Below are 18,947 nucleotides of genomic sequence, written 5' to 3' on the forward strand. Positions count from 1 at the left end.
CCATGTTGAACCGTTAGCATGACAACGATCGCCGCCCAATCCCGCCCCCTTGCCGGTATCTTCTGGATGCTGTCGGCTGGGTTTTCCTTTGTGATAATGACGGCGATGGTCAAATCCATGGGAACCGCCATGCATCCCATTCAGGCAGCATTTTTACGCTATCTGTTGGGGCTAGTGTTCCTGCTTCCGGCAATGCGTGCGATCCTTTCGGCGCGATTGACCAAAAAACACTGGGTGTTGTTCGGTATCCGTGGCGGGATTCATGCGATTGCCGTCATGCTATGGTTCTTCGCGATGACCCAGATCCCTTTGGCAGAGGTGACGGCAATGAACTATCTCACGCCGATCTACGTTACCTTGGGCGCGGTCTTGTTTTTGCGGGAACGCCTTGCCGCCCGTCGTGTTGTTGCGATAGGAGCCGCATTGATCGGAGTTCTGATCATTCTGCGCCCGGGGTTTCGCGAAATATCACAGGGACATCTGGCCATGTTAGGTACGGCACTCGCTTTGGGCGGGTCCTATCTGATCGCGAAGGTTCTGGTTCAGGATCTTCGCCCGTCTGTTGTCGTTGCGCACTTGTCGATCTGGGTCACCGTGGCTTTGATTCCCTTTGCCGTTTCTGTCTGGACACCGCCAAGCTGGCAGGATCTGGGGGTGTTGTTTCTGATTGCCTGCTTTGCGACAGGTGGGCACTATTGCATGACGCTTGCGATGCAGGCGGCACCCATCACGGTGACGCAACCCGTGACCTTCGTGCAGTTGATCTGGGCGACTCTGCTTGGCGCACTGGCCTTTGGTGAACGTGTCGATCTATGGGTGGTCGCAAGTGGTACGCTGATATTGGGCGCAGTCAGCTTTATGACTTGGCGCGAAGCCGTTTTGTTGCGCCGCGCGGTTACTCCGCCAAATTTGGCAACGAAATTCTGATTGCCTGAAGCAGGGCATCCGGTGAAAAATCGGTTATTGATTGACGAGTCAATAAAATCCTTTTAGCGTTTCGGATATTACACTGGCTCGAAGGAGACCGACATGCCGAAACTCGGAATGGAACCGATCCGACGCGACGCGATCGTGAAGGCGACCATCGCCGAGCTTGGCGTGAAAAAGTCGCTCGACGTGACGGTTAGCCAGATTGCCAAACGTGCAGGAATGTCCAGCGCGTTGGCGCACCACTATTTCGGCGGCAAGGACCAGATATTTCTGGCCGCCATGCGTCGTATCCTGTCGGATTTTGGCGAAGAAGCGCGATCTGAATTGAAGAGCGCACCAAAGACCGAACGTGCCCAGGCAATTATCCGAGCCTGTTTCGCTCCTTCTTGTTTCACCCCGGATGTAATCGCCGCTTGGATGACCTTCTATGTTCTGGCGCAGACCAATAATGATGCCCTTCGCCTTTGGCAAATATACCAGGCGCGTATTAGGTCCAATCTGGTTGACGCACTGCGCCCCCTATTGGAGGACCCCGCAGAAGGCGCTGAGAACATGATTGCCATGATCGATGGATTGTATATCCGTGCGGCGCTGAGCGCACCAGAGCAACCCGAACTTGCCGTCAACCACGCTTTGCGCGTTCTCAACACCCTTATCGAGGCTGGTAAATGACAAAGCCCAATATTCTGATCCTGATGGTGGATCAGTTGAACGGAACCCTCTTCCCCGACGGTCCCGCCGACTGGCTGCATGCGCCAAACCTGAAGAAACTGGCCGAGCGTTCAACGCGCTTCGTCAATGCCTATACTGCGTCGCCGCTCTGCGCTCCGGGACGGGCGAGTTTCATGTCGGGGCAATTGCCTTCGCGCACCGGTGTCTATGACAACGCAGCCGAATTCAGCAGTGCTATCCCGACCTACGCCCATCATCTGCGCCGTGCGGGCTACTACACCTGCCTCAGCGGCAAGATGCATTTCGTTGGTCCCGATCAGTTGCATGGTTTCGAGGAGCGGTTGACCACCGACATCTATCCGGCCGATTTCGGCTGGACGCCGGATTATCGCAAGCCGGGTGAGAGGATCGACTGGTGGTATCACAACATGGGGTCTGTCACTGGGGCAGGGGTGGCCGAAATCACCAACCAGATGGAATATGATGACGAGGTCGCCTACTATGCAAAGACCAAGCTTTATGATCTGGCGCGGGGCCGCGACGACCGTCCATGGTGTGTGACCGTAAGTTTCACACATCCGCACGACCCCTATGTCGCGCGTCGCAAGTATTGGGACCTCTACGAGGAATGCGAGCATCTGCTGCCCGAGGTAAGCGATCTGGGCTATGACAATCAGGACCCGCACGCCAAGCGCATTTTCGATGCAAACGACTGGCGCAGCTTTGAAATCTCCGAAGAGGATATTCGTAAATCGCGTCGGGCCTATTTTGCCAATATCTCGTATTTGGACGACAAAATCGGTGAAATCCTCGAAGTGTTGGATACCACCCGGCAAGAGGCAATCATCCTTTTCGTGTCCGACCACGGCGACATGCTGGGTGAGCGCGGGTTGTGGTTCAAGATGAACTTCTATGAAGGGTCGGCGCGCGTTCCGCTGATGATTTCTGCTCCCGGAATGCCTGTCGAGTTGATTGATACACCTGTGTCGACCATCGACGTAACACCGACACTTGGTGTTCTGGCTGGCGTCAATATGGATGAACTGGCACCCTGGACCGACGGTCACAACCTCGTGCCGCTTGCCAATGGCACAGATCGAACCGAGCCGGTTTTGATGGAGTATGCGGCTGAGGCGTCTTATGCGCCTTTGGTGTCGATGCGTTACGGCAAATGGAAATACAATCGCTGTGCACTGGACCCCGACCAACTGTTCGATCTGGAAAACGATCCGCATGAGTTGAACAATCTGGCCGATGAACCGGCCCATGCCGGAACTTTGCAGACCCTCAAGGCCAAATCCGAAGCACGATGGGATCTTGAACGCTTCGACACCGAAGTCAGGGCAAGCCAGGCGCGCCGCTGGGTGGTGTATGAGGCGCTCAGGCAAGGCGGCTATTTCCCGTGGGACTATCAGCCGCTTCAGAAGGCATCCGAACGGTACATGCGGAATCACATGAATTTGGACAACCTTGAGGAAAGCCAGCGTTTCCCGCGCGGCGAATAACCTCTTCATCTTTTTGATAATACTCCCGACGGAGCCGATAGCGATCAATTGCCATTCCGGCGGGACGAAGGAGACGTGAACATGGAAGCAGATTTTGTCATCGTCGGTGCAGGATCGGCCGGTTGCGCGATGGCGTATCGACTGAGCGAGGCCGGGGCTTCGGTTTTGGTGATTGAATATGGCGGCACCGATGCGGGGCCGTTCATCCAGATGCCGGCGGCGCTCAGCTATCCTATGAACATGTCGCGCTATGATTGGGGGTATCAATCGGAACCCGAACCGAAACTGAACAATCGGCGTCTGGCCTGCCCGCGCGGCAAGGTGATCGGTGGGTCGTCTTCTATCAATGGCATGGTCTATGTACGCGGTCATGCGATGGATTTCGACACCTGGTCCGAGATGGGCGCCGACGGCTGGGCCTATTCGGATGTACTGCCCTATTTCAAACGGATGGAGACGTGGCACGATGGCGGCCATGGCGGCGACCCGACCTGGCGCGGAACGGATGGCCCTTTGCACGTGACGCGCGGACCGAGGTCGAACCCGCTGTTCAAGGCGTTTGTCGAGGCTGGACAGCAGGCTGGCTATGAAGTGACCGGCGACTACAACGGTGAAAAGCAGGAAGGTTTTGGCCCGATGGAACAGACCGTCTGGAAAGGACGGCGTTGGTCGGCAGCCAATGCCTATCTCAAACCCGCGCTGAAGCGCCCGAACTGCGATATCGTACGGGGGCTGGCGGCGCGGATCGTCATCGAAGACGGTCGGGCGACAGGCGTCGAGATTTTGCGAGGCGGTAGAAAGGAAGTGATCCGCGCGCGGCGCGAGGTTGTTTTGGCTGCCTCCTCGATCAACTCGCCCAAGCTCCTGATGCTGTCAGGTATCGGCGCGGGTGCGCATCTTGTCGAACACGGTATTGACGTCATTGCGGACCGCCCGGGTGTGGGCGCCAACCTGCAGGACCATCTGGAGCTATACATTCAACAGCAGGCCATCCAGCCGGTCACCTTGTACAAATACTGGAACCTGATCGGCAAAGGCGCGATCGGCGCACAGTGGTTGTTCACCAAGACCGGTCTGGGCGCGTCGAACCAATTCGAAAGCGCAGCCTTCATCCGCTCGAAACCCGGCGTCAAATACCCGGACATCCAGTACCATTTCCTGCCGATTGCCGTGCGCTATGATGGGCAGGCCGCCGCCGAAGGCCACGGCTTCCAGGCCCATGTTGGCCCGATGCGGTCGCCATCCCGTGGCAACGTCACCCTCCGCTCGGCGCGGGTCGAAGACGCACCGATCATTCGCTTCAACTATATGAGCCATGAAGAGGATTGGGAGGATTTCCGCACCTGTATCCGCTTGACCCGAGAAATCTTTTCACAAGAAGCGTTCAAGCCGTTTGCGGGCAAGGAAATCCAGCCGGGTGCAGCCGTGCAGTCAGACGAGGAACTTGATGGTTTTATCGCGGAACACGCGGAAAGCGCCTATCATCCTTGCGGAACCTGCCGGATGGGTCGGGCGGATGATCCCAATGCCGTTGTCGACCCACAGGGCCGGGTGATCGGGGTCGATGGTCTCTGGGTAGCGGACAGTTCGATTTTCCCACAGATCACCAATGGCAATCTCAACGCTCCTTCGATCATGGTTGGAGAAAAAGTATCCGACCATCTTTTGGGGCGCAGCCCGCTGCCGCGGGCCAATGACGAACCTTGGCTTCATCCGCAGTGGAACGTGGCGCAACGTTAAGAAAAAATGTGTATTGCCGGGTGATTTGATCGGCGTCAAAGAGAGCCTTCGCAGCGCGGTCTAGCTGTTGATGGAAACATCAAGACAAGGAGCGAACAGGATGTCTCATACGCCTCACGAACTGGCCGAAGAGTTTCCGGACAAGGTCGATCTGATGAGTCAGCTCAAGCAGTCGGATGCGCATTTCGCGAAGCTGACAGAAGAATATCACGAGATCAATCGTGCGGTTCATCGCGCTGAAACCAATATCGAACCGATGGAAGAACTGGCAGAGGTGGACCTGCGCAAGAAGCGCGCGGCTTTGAAGGACCAGATCTGGGGGATTCTGTCCAAAGCCTGAATTCCGCAAAGGCGTGACGGGGGCTGTGGCCCCCTCCGTCTGCACCTGAAATTGGCGGGGTAAAAGGTCAATTTACCTCATATGGCAATGTGCCCCGCATATCCGTATTGATGGTAAGACGGCGCTCCAGCGGTGGAACCGAGCGTTGGTGGCAGGATTTTCTCTCGCAGATGCGGCAGGATATCCCAATAGGCTCGTAAGCGCTGGCATTGTTGATATCGAGGTTGTCCGCATAAACCAAAGCGTCAGCGTGCCTGACTTCACAGCCCAGTGCGATGGCATAGCGTCGAACCGGCGCGCCAAACGAACCACCGGGTTTTGAAATGTCTCGTGCCAACGAAATGTAGCGCACCCCATCCGGCGTCTCCGCCAATTGGCGCAGGAAATGTCCGGGCGTTTCAAAGGCGCGATGCACGTTCCACAGCGGGCAGGCCCCACCGAATCGCGCAAACTGCAGACGGGTGGCCGAGTGTCGCTTTGTTATTGTGCCTGCCTGATCCACACGAACAAAGAAAAATGGAATCCCCTTTGCTCCAGGGCGTTGCAAGGTCGACAGTCGATGGGCAACTTGTTCGATGGATGCGCCGAAGCGGTTGCTGAGCAGTTCCAGATCGTGGCGGTCTTCCTGCGCGGCTGCCAGGAAAGTTCCATAGGGCATCAGGGCGGCGCCGGCGAAATAATTTGCCAGCCCGATCTTGGCGATGGAGCGTGCCTCGTCGCTTTGGAAGCGTGCAAAGTCCAGCGTTGCTTCCAACAGTTTGTCTTGACTCAACAAGGCGACTTGGAGAAGGAGCTGAAAAACCTGAGTTTGCGGGGCCGACCGAGAGGAAAGACGCAGGGTTTTCGATTGGGTGTCATAACTTCGCAGAGCCTCGATATCGGAAAGCTCTACATGAATGCCGCGATCGCCGAGGCTTTGCAGCGCAGCGGCTCGAATGCCGCCCGTGCCGCCGCCGCGTTCGGCAAAGTGCTCGGCCGCGTGATCGACAGCGTCAATATAGTTGTCGCAATAGTGGAAAAAGTCGCGCACCTCTTCCCAGGGGCTGGCTTGTATGCGGGCATCTTCACGCCCCAGCGCCTCGTCAAGAGAGGCCAGCCGCTCATGGGTCTGACGGTAGTTTCGGTGCAATTCGATAAAGGCTCGTGCAAGCGCCGGAGCATTTGATGCTGTCAGGCGCAGGTCCGCAAGCGGCGGCATTGCGTCAGCAAAGATCGGGTCCGCAAGTGCTTCGCGCATGTCGGATACCAGCCGTTCGCTGTCGCCAGTGCTCAATTCGGTTACATCCAGCCCGAATTCCTGCGCCAAAGCCAGAACAACCGTCGTCGAAATCGGACGGTTGTTGTTTTCCATCTGGTTCAGGTAGGGCAGCGAGACACCCAGCTTTGAGGCAAAATCCTTTTGCGTCAGCGACAGTCGGGTGCGGATTTCGCGCAACTTTGCGCCGGCATAGAGTTTCTGTGTAGCCATCGACGTGCCTTTGCGGATTTACTTGGCGAAAGGCTAACTTTGCAAATCATCCTGTGCAAGTATTCAAAGGCCAAGCTGCTTTTCGCGAATGATGACCACAGTGATTGCCAGAACGGCAAGTGCCGAGGTTGCGAACATAAGCCACAACAAGGGCAGCGCGCCCGTCTCGGGAGTCAGTAACCATCCTGCAAAAGCGCTCAGCGCAGCGCCGCCACCGAGCATGATCGCGCCGCTCAGGCCCGAAGCCGTTGCAGCAAGGCGCGGGCGGACCGAAAGGGAGCCGGCTGTTGCATTGGGGATCGACATCCCGTTTCCGAGCCCAACGAAAGTCATCAGGCCAAAAAAAGAAACCGCACTGTCCGCGCCTAGAAGTGTAACTAAGATTGAAAAAGCAATTCCCAGCGTGTTCAGCCAACACCCCCAAAGAACCATGCGGTTCACTCCGACACGTGTCGAGAATTTCCCACTTATGAAATTGCCAAAGAAATACCCAAGAGCGGGTGCGCCAAAATAGATGCCAACCTCGGCGGCCGTGAGTTGGAAAACTTCGGAACCTACAAAGGGCGCGCCGCCGAGATAGGCAAAAAAGGCCCCAGACGAGAAACCACAGGCCAGCGAATATCCCCAGAAGCGTGGCGAGGTCAGCAATTCCGGATACTCGCGGAATTGTTGGACCAACGTCTTGCCACTCTTGAGGGCAGTTTCCCCGAAATCCGAATACGTCAGGAAAAGGGCCATGCAACCGAGAATGAGGAGCAGCCAGAAATTGGCCTGCCAACCAAGTGTTTCGTCCAAAAGCCCCCCGATGGCCGGGCCGATCATCGGCACTACGGCCATGCCCATTGTGACGTAGCCCAGCATTGAGGCCGCTTTGTCCTGCTCGTACATATCCCGCACGGCAGCGCGACTAAGCACAACTCCAACCGCGATCACCGCCTGGCACATGCGGAAAAACAGAAAAATCTCGGCGGTCGGAGCGTAGATGCAGCCCAGCGTCGCCAGAAGAAATAAGGCGATCCCCCACAGGATCACCGGGCGGCGACCGGCCTTGTCTGCAAGCGGTCCGATTATGATTTGCATGCCTGCATTTACGCCAAGATACACTGCCACCGAAAGCTGCATGACCCTGTAATCAGTCTGAAAATAGGCCGTCATGTTCGGTAGGCTTGGCAGAAACACGTTCATTCCCAGCGCCGAGAGGCCGGACAACAGAATAAGCGTCGCCAACGTCGGCGGACTGCGGTGAGTCTGGGTGGAACTGAACTGCATGGTTTGCATCTATTGCATTGGTTGCGCCAAATCCATGCCAGCCGGAGTGTAGATATGTTGATTAGCCAATTTTCATTTAGCAAATAAAAGATTGCCAATACTTTGCAAATTTGCCGAATTGTTCTTTGGATGATGCAAGACACGCTATATGGTCCGGTCAAATTTTAAAGGGGACAATCGTGATGAAAGACATCCTTTCCGAACTCGAAGGCCGCCGCGAAGCAGCGCGCCTGGGGGGTGGGCAAAAGCGGATCGATGCGCAGCACGGGCGCGGTAAACTGACAGCGCGCGAGCGGATCGAGTTGCTGCTAGACGAAAACAGCTTCGAAGAATTCGACATGTTCGTTTCACACCGCTGCACCGATTTCGGGATGGAAAAACAAAGGCCTGCGGGCGACGGGGTCGTCACCGGCTGGGGGACGATCAACGGGCGCATGGTATATGTATTCAGCCAGGATTTTACCGTTTTTGGTGGATCGTTATCGGAAACGCATGCACAGAAGATCTGTAAGATCATGGATATGGCTGTGCAAAACGGCGCGCCGGTGATCGGCCTGAACGACTCGGGTGGCGCGCGAATCCAAGAAGGTGTCGCCTCGCTGGCCGGATACGCCGAAGTGTTCCAGCGCAACATCATGGCCTCGGGCGTGGTGCCGCAGATCAGCGTGATCATGGGCCCCTGTGCTGGTGGCGCGGTCTATTCTCCGGCAATGACTGACTTTATCTTCATGGTCAAGGACACCTCATACATGTTCGTGACCGGCCCCGATGTGGTCAAAACCGTCACCAACGAGGTGGTCACTGCCGAGGAACTGGGTGGGGCCTCGACCCACACCAGAAAATCCTCGGTCGCCGATGGTGCATTCGAAAATGATGTTGAGGCGCTGGCCGAGGTGCGGCGTCTGGTGGACTTCCTGCCGCTCAACAACCGCGAAAAGCCGCCCGTGCGCCCATTTTTTGATGAACCGGGCCGGATCGAGGCGTCGTTGGATACGCTGGTTCCAGAGAACCCGAACACGCCCTACGACATGAAGGAACTGATCGCCAAAGTAGCGGATGAGGGTGACTTCTATGAGATTCAGGAGGACTACGCCAAGAACATTATCACCGGCTTCATCCGACTTGAAGGGCAGACTGTGGGCGTTGTTGCCAATCAGCCGATGGTGCTGGCAGGTTGTCTCGACATCGACTCCAGCCGCAAGGCTGCTCGTTTCGTGCGTTTCTGCGACTGCTTCGAAATCCCGATTCTGACTTTCGTCGATGTTCCGGGCTTTTTGCCGGGCACCAGCCAGGAATATGGCGGTGTGATCAAGCATGGCGCCAAACTGCTCTTCGCCTATGGCGAGGCGACAGTTCCAAAGGTCACGGTGATCACCCGAAAGGCCTATGGTGGAGCCTATGATGTGATGGCGTCCAAGCATTTACGCGGTGACTTCAACTATGCCTGGCCGTCCGCAGAGATCGCGGTAATGGGGGCCAAGGGCGCAACCGAGATCATTCACCGTGCTGATTTGGGAGATGCCGAAAAGATCGCGGCGCACGCCAAGAATTATGAAGACCGTTTCGCCAACCCCTTTGTGGCGGCCGAACGTGGCTTCATCGACGAAGTGATCATGCCGCATTCAACTCGCCGTCGGGTTTCGCGTGCCTTTGCCTCGTTGCGAGGCAAGTCGCTGAAGAACCCTTGGAAGAAACACGACAATATCCCGTTGTAAGGCTTTCGGGTGGGAGAGGCCCCGCCCCATGAAGGACAACAGATGATCCAAAAACCGCAAGATCGGAGACTCCCTATATTGTTCGTCGACGTGCCTATTGGCGTCGGACGGGATGCACTTGGGTCGCGCGCGGGTCATTGCGTCCATCTCCCCGGCAGCAAAGGGCAACGCAGAGTTTGGAGTTCGACTGAAACGAGAGTGATCGGACCGAAAGCGCGATCTCAATTTGACGCCAGAGGCGAATCGCCCACATGATCCGTGCGATCGTACATAGAGCCGCGCGCGCCCACCGCGCAGCGCCTGCAGCCCTGGCAGGAGGAGCCCGCCATTGGCGGGGCCGGGGCTGCGGCAGTTCTATTACCACAGTATCTCTGGTCATGCACACGAACGCCTTTGCGCAAGGCAGCCTGCCGGTGCCGTCCGGTCAGGAAGTCTGGCTGGATGAGGTTCTGCTGGATACCAATCCGGGCGAACTTTGGGTCCGCTTCCGGTTCGTAGCACCCGGAATCGGGTCAGAGATCGGGCAGATCGGGCATGACGTGGCGACCCACGATATGGACCATCTCTGCGATACCCTGGCCGTGCCGTACGTCGCCAGGCACCAGTTGGAACCGGCTCGCGTGATCATCTCGATGGCAGATCGTGAGGTGGAATTTGGGCAAACTCAGAAGGCTGCGACCCAGTACTTTGAAGCTTACAGGCTGGAAAATGCCGCCTGCGTATGGGAGGGGCTCTGATGTTGAATGCAACCTCTACACTGTTTCTGGCCCCTCAACCGTGCCAGATGGTTCTGAAAGCGAAAAAGATGACCCAAGTCGCATCCGGATGCCTGTTCCGGCACTATCCCGACGCCACGATGATACCTGCGTTTGCCTTCGCCCCTCTGCACGAGGAGGCGCTGCCATGCTGAAGCATCGTGGTTTTCCCGGCCGCCTTCCCGGCACCGATTTCCAGTTCACGATACGCCGGGCCAATCCCAAAGGTGTGACGCCATTGACGCGTCGCGAAAGGTTCCGCGACCGCAAGGCTGTTGACCGCAAAGCGGATGCAGTCTTTTTCGAAGCACTGTGGGAACATTTTGGCGATCAACCCTTTGAGCGCGGCAATCTCGATGCTGGACGGTTGAGCTGGCTGTTCGGACGCGAGGTGATCCCGGCAGAGGACCCATTCGATCCTGAAAGCTATAGCGCGCTACTAGTGATCGATGTGGATGCCGCGCGGCAGACGTTTCCGGGCGTTTTCGGGGGGGCTAGCTGAACATGCTCCCGGCCGTCGCATACACTGTCTCGCGCAATGTTGCGGACAAGGCCCTGCCCGGAATGGGGCAGGGCCGGAATGTGGTGTCAAAATGTCCACTGAGCCGCAAGTTGCACGCGACTGCCGTCAAAGGTGTTTCCCGAAATGACGTCATTGCGTTCGCCATAGATGTATTCGGCCATCAGTGTCAGATTGTCGGTGGCCTGGTAAAAGGCGTTCACGTGGATGGTTTCCAATTCCGTGAAAGACAGGGTCCCGGTCGACGTGGGAAGGTCATAGTCCTCTCTGCCGTAAGCTACGCCGACATTCCATCTGTTGCCCAGGTCTTGCCGCAACTCGATGGTATAGCCGTCCACGTCATTGGCTTGGCCGCCGACAATCGCATTGCCCACGCCGATCAACCAGGGACCAAGGGCTTCACCGTTCACGTACGTGACCTGAAAAAGACCGCCTTCCCAAGGGCGGACCGAACCCGCAAGGGTAATCCCAGTTTGATCGACTTCTGCGCCGCCCGACGTAGCTGTCCCGTAAAGGCCGGCCGCGCGAAGCGAGAACCGGTCAGTGCTGTACGCAACGGCTGCGGTGAGAACCGGATCGTCGGAAGCAGAGCCCGAAACGTTTTCCTCGACCGACGCGCTGAACACCGTATTGGCGGCAATATCCGCCGTGTATCTGACCTGAGGCACACGTGCGAAAGCAATACCAACCGGACCGTTGAATTCGACCGTGGTTGGATATTCTGCCAGGGGCATGAAGTTGGTCCAGTACTGGCCGATCAGCCAGGTGTCACCAATGCGGACGTTCGCATGGCGAACCCGCAACTCGGGCGAGCTGCTGGAGCCACCGAACAGGTCGAGTTCCAATTGACCGGTAATGTCGCCGATATCGCTCGGAGTGGTGCTTCGCAGGCCGATACGCGATTGCCGAACCGTCGCGCCGAAATGACCGTCCGTCGCGGCAGACGGCTCGCCGATTACGTTGACGAACGCTGTGTCCCCCTGGTCAAACTCGAAGTCATAGAAGAAGTCGGCTTTGACATAGCCGTAGATGTCGATTGCGGTGTTGCCAATGTTCAAATCACCGGACGGTGCGGCACCTTCGGAAGCCTCCAGCGCCTCGACCCGAGCACGCAGTTCGGCGATTTCCTCGGAGTCTTCCGCCAGGGCAGGAAAAGCAGCAAACGCGCACGCCGCTGCAGTCAACCCGAGGGTTGTTTTTGTGTTCATTTTCATATGCTTGGTCCTTGTCTTGCGAGTGAGCACAGCCAGCGTTTCACGCTGTTTACCAAGTGTGAAATCACGTTCTCGAGACTGGTCAGCGGTGATTTCTCACGGCAAAATGATTGTCCATCACGGAATGCCCACGCCTGCGTGAAGAATGAGTGCAAACTGTTGTCAAAGCGTGATTCTTTCAAAGCGGCGGCGAACAGCAGGAATGAAGGGAACTCCGCGGAGTCGAACGATCAATATGAAGGCCCTTACGTAAATGTGACACCAGCCACCTCAGGTGTTGGCCGGTCTGTTCACATTTGCGTCGGCACAATTTTGCGTGTGGGTGTAGAGAATGGGCAGAAACTAGCCGGAAACTCTGCCTTCCCAACAGACGTGTTGGCGGAAAAGCACGGCGCGGGCAGAGTGACCGGGCCGTGCGGCACGTCTTTGCCTGCGCCGCACATGCACCTACTATTCCGTACCCCTTCCTTCAGCGGGCTGGTTGATGTACCCCACATTGACCCGCCCGCTTTTTTCCGTCGGCTGGTTTTCGCAGGGTCACGGCAAAGATTTGCGCATGGTCAAGCTGTTCACCGAATTGACTTGAGAAATTTGGGATTTCCCATTCATCACACGCGTGAGCAGTCAAACTTGGATAGGGGATGCGACTCATGCGGAACATTCGGTTCATTTCGGTCATCGTGCTTTGTGCGGGCTTGGCCGCGTGTGGCGACACGAAAGGCGAACAGGCACTCTTTGGTGGCAGCGCGGGCCTGCTGGGCGCGCTCGTTCTTGACGCAAACCCGGTTGTCGGGGCAGCGGCTGGTGCGGCAGGAAACCTGCTGTATTGCGAAGTGCAGAAAAGCTGCTGATCAGCAGATTGTAGTTAAGGTCGGACATCCCGGCCAACCGAAATCACTGTGGAACGCCGTTTCGGGCCATATTGTCCGAAGCGGCGTTTTGCATTTGAAACATCCCAAGACAAAGGACGTTCCATGTTCAACAAGATCCTGATCGCCAACCGGGGCGAGATTGCCTGCCGGGTTATCAAAACTGCCAGAAAGATGGGTATCGCAACAGTCGCCATCTATTCGGACGCCGACAAGCAGGCCTTGCATGTTCAAATGGCCGACGAGGCTGTACACATCGGGCCGCCACCGGCAAACCAATCCTATATCGTGATCGACAATGTAGTGAACGCCATTCGCGAAACTGGGGCGCAGGCGGTACATCCGGGCTATGGTTTCCTGTCAGAGAACTCCAAGTTTGCCGAGGCTCTCGAGGCCGAAGGTGTGGCCTTTGTCGGCCCTCCCAAAGGTGCGATCGAGGCTATGGGGGACAAGATCACCTCCAAGAAGATCGCTCAGGATGCAAATGTCTCGACCGTTCCCGGTTACATGGGACTCATTGAAGATGCGGAGGAGGCCGTCAAGATTTCAAATGAGATCGGCTATCCGGTCATGATCAAGGCCAGCGCCGGTGGCGGCGGCAAGGGGATGCGGATCGCCTGGAACGACACCGAGGCACGCGAAGGCTTTCAGTCGTCAAAGAACGAGGCGGCAAACTCTTTCGGAGATGATCGGATTTTCATCGAGAAATTCGTGACCCAGCCGCGCCATATCGAAATCCAGGTGCTTTGCGACAGCCATGGCAACGGCATCTATCTGGGTGAACGCGAATGCTCGATCCAACGCCGTAACCAGAAAGTTGTCGAAGAGGCGCCGTCGCCGTTCCTTGATCCCGAAACGCGCAAGGCGATGGGCGAACAAGCAGTCGCGCTGGCCAAGGCCGTCGGATATTCCAGTGCGGGCACGGTTGAATTCATCGTGGACGGGAAAAAGAACTTCTATTTCCTCGAGATGAACACCCGCCTGCAGGTAGAACACCCTGTGACCGAGCTGATCACCGGTGTCGATCTTGTGGAACAGATGATCCGTGTGGCGGCGGGCGAGCCGTTGTCGATCACACAGGATGACGTGAAACTGAACGGCTGGGCCATCGAAAACCGGCTGTATGCCGAAGACCCGTATCGGAACTTCCTGCCGTCCATCGGTCGGTTGACCCGCTATCGCCCACCTGCCGAGACAGCCGCAGGTCCGTTGCTGGCCCACGGCAAATGGCAGGGGGACGCACCCGAAGGTGTAACGGCGGTGCGCAATGACACCGGGGTCTACGAGGGCGGCGAGATTTCGATGTACTACGACCCGATGATCGCCAAACTGTGCACTTGGGCACCAACGCGTGAACAGGCCATCGAAGCGATGCGTGTGGCGCTCGACGGGTTCGAAGTCGAGGGGATCGGCCACAACCTGCCCTTCCTGAGTGCGGTGATGGATCATCCCAAATTCGTCGAAGGTGACATGACCACCGCTTTCATCACCGAAGAATATCCCGACGGATTCGAAGGCGTAACACTGCACGAAGATGATCTGCGCCGTATCGCGGCAGCCAGCGCGGCAATGCACCGTGTTGCCGAAATTCGCAGAACTCGGGTTTCTGGGCGAATGGACAACCACGAACGCAAAGTGGGCACTGACTGGACGGTCAGCCTTCAGGGGCTTGACTACAACGTCGTAATCGACGCGGATCCGGCTGGTTCGACAGTAACATTCGAAGGCGGTGGGTCCTATCGCGTGGCTTCGGACTGGACGCCTGGGGATCAGCTGGCAACGTTGGATGTCAATGGGACACCGCTTGTTCTGAAAGTCGGAAAAATCTCGGGCGGTTTCCGCATCCGCAACCGGGGTGCGGATCTCAAGGTGCATGTGCGAACGCCGCGTCAGGCGGAATTGGCGCGCCTGATGCCCGAGAAACTTCCACCGGACACATCCAAAATGCTGCTTTGCCCGATGCCTGGTCTTGTCGTGAAGGTCGACGTCGAGGTGGGCCAGGAAGTGCAGGAAGGTCAGGCGCTGTGCACCATCGAGGCGATGAAGATGGAAAATATCCTTCGCGCCGAAAAGAAAGGGACCGTCGCCAAGATCAACGCCGATCCCGGAGACAGCCTGGCTGTCGACGAAGTGATCATGGAATTCGAGTGACCGGGCAACCCAGGTCGCTCACTGTGAAGAAAGGGTAACACCGTGAAACGCGGCAAAACCGTCTTGCCTGAATGGGATTTGACGACCCGGTGCGAGAGTCAGTTGCTTTCGCGCCGGTCGCGGATTTCCCGTTCGCGCATGGGGGTCTTGTCGATCGACCGGCTAATCTCGCGTACGCTCCATGGCGTGGGCTTACGCAGCTTTACCTCGCCGTCCTTGTCTACCAGAACCATCTGGAATCCACGTGGACGCAGCTTGTTGCGTACAGGTGTGCGCTCTTGGGGATTGGTGTCGGTCAAGACTACGACATCGCGGTCACGCAGCATCGCTTCGCCTTGTTGCAACATGTCGATCTGTTGCTGGAACCGGGGATCGGCAGGTGTGTCGGCAAAGATCACAATGGGACGCTTGACCCACAAGAACTCGGTCAGGTCGCTATTGCTGGCGGGACGGATCAGCTCGTCCTCCGCTGGTAAAGTGCCATCCGCCGCAAATGCAGCGAAGGGGATAAGTGCAGAAAAAACAACAGCTAGCGTGCGTCTCATTCGGCCTCCTGTTCGATTGAATATAGAGGCTATGTTGGCGATTGCGACTGAAGAAATGGACGCGCCTGCGAAAAAAACCGGGAATGGTCTTATCGAAAGGGGTGGACATGACTGTGAATAGTCCCCTTTCAGAGCATCGGCAGTCACATGATGGGATAGGCGACCAAAGGCTGCGCGTCATTCTTCACCTCGGCGCTCATCGCTGTGCCACGACGAGTTTCCAACACTACCTGCGCGATAACTCGGAGTTTCTTGAGCAAAACGGAATCGGCTTCTGGGGGCCTCCGAGGATTCGGAACAAGTTGTGCCCAGGATTTGGAAACACGGAAATCGCTACTCAAGTCCGCGAAGCGGCTGCGGAGCGTATCAGGGTGCAATCCAAACGCGCGGCAAAACGTGGGATCCAATGTCTCATTGTGAGTGACGAGAATATCCTTGGGACAATGGGGCAGAGCCTCAGAGAAGCAACCCTGTATCCAGCAGCTGGCGCGCGGCTTTCTGTTTTTGCCGGATTCTTCGACGGCGGCGTGACGGATATCGTACTGAATATCCGTCAACTGGAGGACTATTGGGCGTCGGTCCTTGCGTTTCAATTGCAAAAAGGTCGAACGATGCCGGGACCAGTTATTCTAGACTGGTTGGCCAAGAACAAGCGCAGTTGGCGAGAAGTCATCACTGATGTCGCATTGGCTGCTCCCGGTGTCCGCCTGTCGATTCTGCCATATGAAAGCTATGCCGGTCATCCGGATTTGCAATTTGCACATATGATTGGGCGACCCACACCAGTGGCCCATAAGGCCAAGCATTTGAACGCGGCCGAACGCCCCTGGCGCCCCACGACCTGCATCCCGGAAGATCCCGAGAATTTGCTCGCCGCATCCCCTTTCACTCTGGAACAGTCCGCCGTGCTGAACGTGGCCCACACCGCTGACCTGGACTGGCTTGCCGGTGGCGCCAACGGGCTCGCCGTTCTGATCGAGGGCCAGGAAACAAAACCTGACGGGGCATCTCCTGTCGCGACCGATATCCACAAGAGGAAGACATCATGACCAAAACCGACGACTGGCGCGCGCTGGCCGAAAAGGAACTGCGCGGCCGACCCGTTGAAGACCTTGACAAGACGACTCTGGAAGGGATCAAGGTCAAACCGCTCTATACCGAAGCGGATACGGCAGAGCTGGCGCATATGGGCACGTTGCCGGGATTTGGCCCTTTCACTCGTGGCGTCAAGGCAACCATGTATGCAGGCCGCCCATGGACGATCCGGCAATATGCCGGTTTTTCGACGGCCGAGGAATCGAACGCCTTTTACCGCCGTAATCTGGCAGCTGGTCAGCAAGGTGTTTCAGTGGCCTTCGATCTGGCTACTCACCGCGGTTACGACAGTGACCACCCTCGAGTGGTGGGCGATGTGGGCAAGGCCGGTGTGGCTATCGACAGCGTCGAAGACATGAAAATTCTGTTCGACGGCATCCCGCTCGACAAGGTGTCGGTGTCGATGACAATGAACGGCGCTGTCGTTCCGGTTCTCGCCAGCTTCATCGTTGCGGGCGAAGAACAGGGTCATGACAAATCGGTGCTCTCCGGGACCATTCAGAACGACATTCTGAAAGAGTTCATGGTGCGCAACACTTATATCTATCCGCCCAAGCCTTCGATGCGGATCATCTCGGACATTATCGAATTCACATCAAACGAGATGCCAAAGTTCAACTCGATTTCGATCTCGGGCTATCACATGCAAGAGGCCGGGGCGAACCTGGTGCAGGAACTGGCCTATACGCTGGCCGACGGGCGCGAGTACGTGCGCGCGGCGATCAATGCGGGCATGGATGTGGACAAATTTGCCGGGAGGCTCAGTTTCTTTTTTGCCATTGGCATGAATTTCTTCATGGAAATCGCCAAACTCCGTGCCGCGCGCACGTTGTGGCACCGGGTGATGACCGAGTTCGGGGCGAAAAGCGAACGTTCAAAGATGCTACGCACCCATTGCCAGACCTCGGGGGTGTCGCTGCAGGAACAGGATCCCTACAACAACGTGATTCGCACTGCCTATGAGGCGATGAGCGCAGTGTTGGGCGGCACCCAGTCGCTGCACACCAACGCGCTGGACGAGGCGATTGCGTTGCCGACCGATTTTTCGGCCCGTATCGCGCGCAACACGCAGCTCGTTTTGCAGGAGGAAACCGGCGTGACCGATGTGGTCGATCCTTTGGCAGGGTCTTACTATGTCGAAAGCCTCACTAACGAACTGATCGAAAAAGCCTGGGCCTTGATGCAGGAAGTCGAAGAGATGGGCGGCATGACCAAGGCTGTCGAAAGCGGCATGCCCAAGCTCAGAATCGAGGAATCGGCAGCCCGCCGTCAGGCAATGATCGACCGCGGCGAAGAGGTGATCGTTGGTGTCAACAAGTACCGCAAAGAAAAGGAAGACCCGATCGATATCCTTGATGTGGATAACGTAGCGGTGCGCGAGGCGCAGATTGCGCGGCTTGATAAAATGCGGGCCGACCGTGATGAGGAAGCCTGTATCGCAGCCCTGAACGAACTCACCCGCCGCGCCAAGGGAGGCGGCAACCTGCTCGAGGCGGCGGTCGAGGCCGCGCGCGCGCGTGCATCCGTAGGAGAAATCAGCATGGCGATGGAAAAGGAATTCGGACGTCACCGCGCCGAAGTGAAGACGCTCGCCGGTGTGTATGGCGCAGCTTACGAGGGCGATGAGGGTTTTGCGGCAATCCAGAAAAGCATCGAGGACTTTGCCGAGGCCGAAGGGCGCCGCCCGCGCCTGTTGGTCGTCAAGATGGGGCAGGACGGTCACGACCGCGGCGCCAAGGTCATCGCCACGGCCTTTGCAGATATCGGATTTGATGTGGATGTCGGGCCATTGTTCCAGACTCCGGCCGAGGCGGCGCAGGATGCCATCGACAACGACGTGCATGTGGTCGGCATCTCGTCCCAAGCTGCGGGGCACAAGACGCTGGCGCCGCAACTGGTTGAAGAACTCAAAAAAGCCGGTGCTGAGGATATCATCGTGATCTGCGGTGGCGTGATCCCGCAGCAGGATTATGACTTCCTTCACAAGGCGGGCGTCAAGGCGATCTTTGGCCCGGGTACCAACATTCCCGAAGCGGCACAGGACATCTTGCGTCTGATCCGCGAAGCGCGTGGCTAAGCGCGGAGTCATTTTAATAGGTATGGCGGCGGGTGCCCTGTGGGCACTCGCTGTCGTCATCTTGCTGCCACGGTTGGATTTG

Annotated in this window: 18 protein-coding genes; 13 read left to right on the forward strand and 5 right to left on the reverse strand. The window is 57.2% G+C overall.

What is annotated here, in order from left to right:
- The first annotated feature begins 18 nt into the window (after positions 1–18).
- The 5 genes from AC2FMY_RS15245 to AC2FMY_RS15265 all read left to right on the forward strand — a co-directional run bounded on the left by AC2FMY_RS15245 (position 19) and on the right by AC2FMY_RS15265 (position 5,187).
- Positions 19–927, forward strand: a complete 909-nt coding sequence (locus AC2FMY_RS15245) for a DMT family transporter (RefSeq protein WP_496807664.1) — start codon at positions 19–21, stop codon at positions 925–927.
- Positions 928–1,029: 102 nt separating this feature from the next.
- A complete protein-coding gene (betI, locus tag AC2FMY_RS15250; protein WP_480751085.1) occupies positions 1,030–1,602 on the forward strand; it encodes a choline-binding transcriptional repressor BetI in 573 nt (190 codons plus the stop codon).
- Positions 1,599–3,107, forward strand: a complete 1,509-nt coding sequence (betC, locus tag AC2FMY_RS15255) for a choline-sulfatase (protein WP_480751083.1) — start codon at positions 1,599–1,601, stop codon at positions 3,105–3,107. The genes betI and betC overlap by 4 nt, the downstream gene beginning before the upstream one ends.
- 81 nt (positions 3,108–3,188) lie before the next feature.
- Entirely contained in the window at positions 3,189–4,847 is a 1,659-nt protein-coding gene (betA, locus tag AC2FMY_RS15260; protein WP_496744924.1) for a choline dehydrogenase, read from the forward strand.
- A 100-nt stretch (positions 4,848–4,947) separates the two neighbouring features.
- A complete protein-coding gene (locus AC2FMY_RS15265; protein ID WP_480751080.1) occupies positions 4,948–5,187 on the forward strand; it encodes an HP1242/YdcH family protein in 240 nt (79 codons plus the stop codon).
- Between the two features lie 67 nt (positions 5,188–5,254).
- Here AC2FMY_RS15265 and AC2FMY_RS15270 read toward each other — a convergent pair whose 3' ends face one another.
- A complete protein-coding gene (locus tag AC2FMY_RS15270; RefSeq protein ID WP_480751078.1) occupies positions 5,255–6,655 on the reverse strand; it encodes a helix-turn-helix domain-containing protein in 1,401 nt (466 codons plus the stop codon).
- A gap of 63 nt (positions 6,656–6,718) precedes the next feature.
- On the reverse strand, positions 6,719–7,924 hold the full coding sequence (locus AC2FMY_RS15275; RefSeq protein WP_496744923.1) for a multidrug effflux MFS transporter: 1,206 nt from the start codon (positions 7,922–7,924) through the stop codon (positions 6,719–6,721).
- Positions 7,925–8,106: 182 nt separating this feature from the next.
- On the opposite strand from AC2FMY_RS15275, the gene AC2FMY_RS15280 reads away from it, so the two are divergent.
- From AC2FMY_RS15280 to AC2FMY_RS15295, 4 genes are all read left to right on the forward strand, one after another.
- Entirely contained in the window at positions 8,107–9,639 is a 1,533-nt protein-coding gene (locus AC2FMY_RS15280; protein ID WP_496744922.1) for an acyl-CoA carboxylase subunit beta, read from the forward strand.
- Positions 9,640–9,890: 251 nt separating this feature from the next.
- Complete coding sequence (locus AC2FMY_RS15285) at positions 9,891–10,376, forward strand: DUF6497 family protein (protein ID WP_496807665.1); 486 nt, start codon at positions 9,891–9,893, stop codon at positions 10,374–10,376.
- Positions 10,376–10,549 carry a hypothetical protein gene (locus tag AC2FMY_RS15290; protein WP_480751071.1) on the forward strand — a complete coding sequence of 58 codons (174 nt, stop codon included), beginning with the start codon at positions 10,376–10,378 and terminating at the stop codon, positions 10,547–10,549. The genes AC2FMY_RS15285 and AC2FMY_RS15290 overlap by 1 nt, the downstream gene beginning before the upstream one ends.
- The gene (locus AC2FMY_RS15295) at positions 10,543–10,896 is read left to right on the forward strand and encodes a hypothetical protein (protein ID WP_480751069.1); all 354 of its coding nucleotides are present in this window, start codon (positions 10,543–10,545) and stop codon (positions 10,894–10,896) included. The genes AC2FMY_RS15290 and AC2FMY_RS15295 overlap by 7 nt, the downstream gene beginning before the upstream one ends.
- 86 nt (positions 10,897–10,982) lie before the next feature.
- Here the strand turns inward: AC2FMY_RS15295 and AC2FMY_RS15300 are convergent, their stop codons facing one another.
- Complete coding sequence (locus AC2FMY_RS15300; RefSeq protein WP_480751068.1) at positions 10,983–12,122, reverse strand: DcaP family trimeric outer membrane transporter; 1,140 nt, start codon at positions 12,120–12,122, stop codon at positions 10,983–10,985.
- Positions 12,123–12,778: 656 nt separating this feature from the next.
- Between AC2FMY_RS15300 and AC2FMY_RS15305 the strand changes: the two genes are divergently transcribed.
- Positions 12,779–12,979, forward strand: coding sequence for a hypothetical protein (locus tag AC2FMY_RS15305; protein ID WP_480751066.1), 201 nt, complete (start codon positions 12,779–12,781; stop codon positions 12,977–12,979).
- 123 nt (positions 12,980–13,102) lie between these two features.
- Complete coding sequence (locus tag AC2FMY_RS15310) at positions 13,103–15,148, forward strand: ATP-binding protein (protein WP_496744918.1); 2,046 nt, start codon at positions 13,103–13,105, stop codon at positions 15,146–15,148.
- Between the two features lie 98 nt (positions 15,149–15,246).
- On the opposite strand, the gene AC2FMY_RS15315 is transcribed toward AC2FMY_RS15310, so the two are convergent.
- Together AC2FMY_RS15315 and AC2FMY_RS15320 are read right to left on the reverse strand one after the other, a co-directional pair.
- Positions 15,247–15,693, reverse strand: a complete 447-nt coding sequence (locus AC2FMY_RS15315) for a DUF4174 domain-containing protein (protein WP_480751063.1) — start codon at positions 15,691–15,693, stop codon at positions 15,247–15,249.
- 143 nt (positions 15,694–15,836) lie between these two features.
- Positions 15,837–16,250, reverse strand: coding sequence for a hypothetical protein (locus AC2FMY_RS15320; RefSeq protein ID WP_496807666.1), 414 nt, complete (start codon positions 16,248–16,250; stop codon positions 15,837–15,839).
- Positions 16,251–16,304: 54 nt separating this feature from the next.
- Between AC2FMY_RS15320 and AC2FMY_RS15325 the strand changes: the two genes are divergently transcribed.
- Together AC2FMY_RS15325 and scpA are read left to right on the forward strand one after the other, a co-directional pair.
- Positions 16,305–16,742 carry a hypothetical protein gene (locus AC2FMY_RS15325; RefSeq protein WP_496807667.1) on the forward strand — a complete coding sequence of 146 codons (438 nt, stop codon included), beginning with the start codon at positions 16,305–16,307 and terminating at the stop codon, positions 16,740–16,742.
- Positions 16,739–18,865 carry a methylmalonyl-CoA mutase gene (gene scpA / locus AC2FMY_RS15330; RefSeq protein WP_480751060.1) on the forward strand — a complete coding sequence of 709 codons (2,127 nt, stop codon included), beginning with the start codon at positions 16,739–16,741 and terminating at the stop codon, positions 18,863–18,865. Before AC2FMY_RS15325 ends, scpA begins: the two co-directional genes overlap by 4 nt.
- The last annotated feature ends 82 nt before the right edge of the window (positions 18,866–18,947 follow it).

The organism is Ruegeria sp. YKSE079, assembly GCF_059612845.1.

Coding starts and splice junctions, on each gene's coding strand:
- AC2FMY_RS15290 (WP_480751071.1), top strand. CDS start 10,376: ATGTTGAATGCAACCTCTACACTGTTTCTGGCCCCTCAACCGTGCCAG.
- betI (WP_480751085.1), top strand. CDS start 1,030: ATGCCGAAACTCGGAATGGAACCGATCCGACGCGACGCGATCGTGAAG.
- AC2FMY_RS15285 (WP_496807665.1), top strand. CDS start 9,891: ATGATCCGTGCGATCGTACATAGAGCCGCGCGCGCCCACCGCGCAGCG.
- AC2FMY_RS15270 (WP_480751078.1), bottom strand. CDS start 6,655: ATGGCTACACAGAAACTCTATGCCGGCGCAAAGTTGCGCGAAATCCGC.
- AC2FMY_RS15305 (WP_480751066.1), top strand. CDS start 12,779: ATGCGGAACATTCGGTTCATTTCGGTCATCGTGCTTTGTGCGGGCTTG.
- scpA (WP_480751060.1), top strand. CDS start 16,739: ATGACCAAAACCGACGACTGGCGCGCGCTGGCCGAAAAGGAACTGCGC.
- AC2FMY_RS15300 (WP_480751068.1), bottom strand. CDS start 12,122: ATGAACACAAAAACAACCCTCGGGTTGACTGCAGCGGCGTGCGCGTTT.
- AC2FMY_RS15325 (WP_496807667.1), top strand. CDS start 16,305: ATGCCGGGACCAGTTATTCTAGACTGGTTGGCCAAGAACAAGCGCAGT.
- AC2FMY_RS15245 (WP_496807664.1), top strand. CDS start 19: ATGACAACGATCGCCGCCCAATCCCGCCCCCTTGCCGGTATCTTCTGG.
- AC2FMY_RS15295 (WP_480751069.1), top strand. CDS start 10,543: ATGCTGAAGCATCGTGGTTTTCCCGGCCGCCTTCCCGGCACCGATTTC.
- AC2FMY_RS15280 (WP_496744922.1), top strand. CDS start 8,107: ATGAAAGACATCCTTTCCGAACTCGAAGGCCGCCGCGAAGCAGCGCGC.
- AC2FMY_RS15275 (WP_496744923.1), bottom strand. CDS start 7,924: ATGCAGTTCAGTTCCACCCAGACTCACCGCAGTCCGCCGACGTTGGCG.
- betA (WP_496744924.1), top strand. CDS start 3,189: ATGGAAGCAGATTTTGTCATCGTCGGTGCAGGATCGGCCGGTTGCGCG.
- AC2FMY_RS15315 (WP_480751063.1), bottom strand. CDS start 15,693: ATGAGACGCACGCTAGCTGTTGTTTTTTCTGCACTTATCCCCTTCGCT.
- betC (WP_480751083.1), top strand. CDS start 1,599: ATGACAAAGCCCAATATTCTGATCCTGATGGTGGATCAGTTGAACGGA.
- AC2FMY_RS15310 (WP_496744918.1), top strand. CDS start 13,103: ATGTTCAACAAGATCCTGATCGCCAACCGGGGCGAGATTGCCTGCCGG.
- AC2FMY_RS15265 (WP_480751080.1), top strand. CDS start 4,948: ATGTCTCATACGCCTCACGAACTGGCCGAAGAGTTTCCGGACAAGGTC.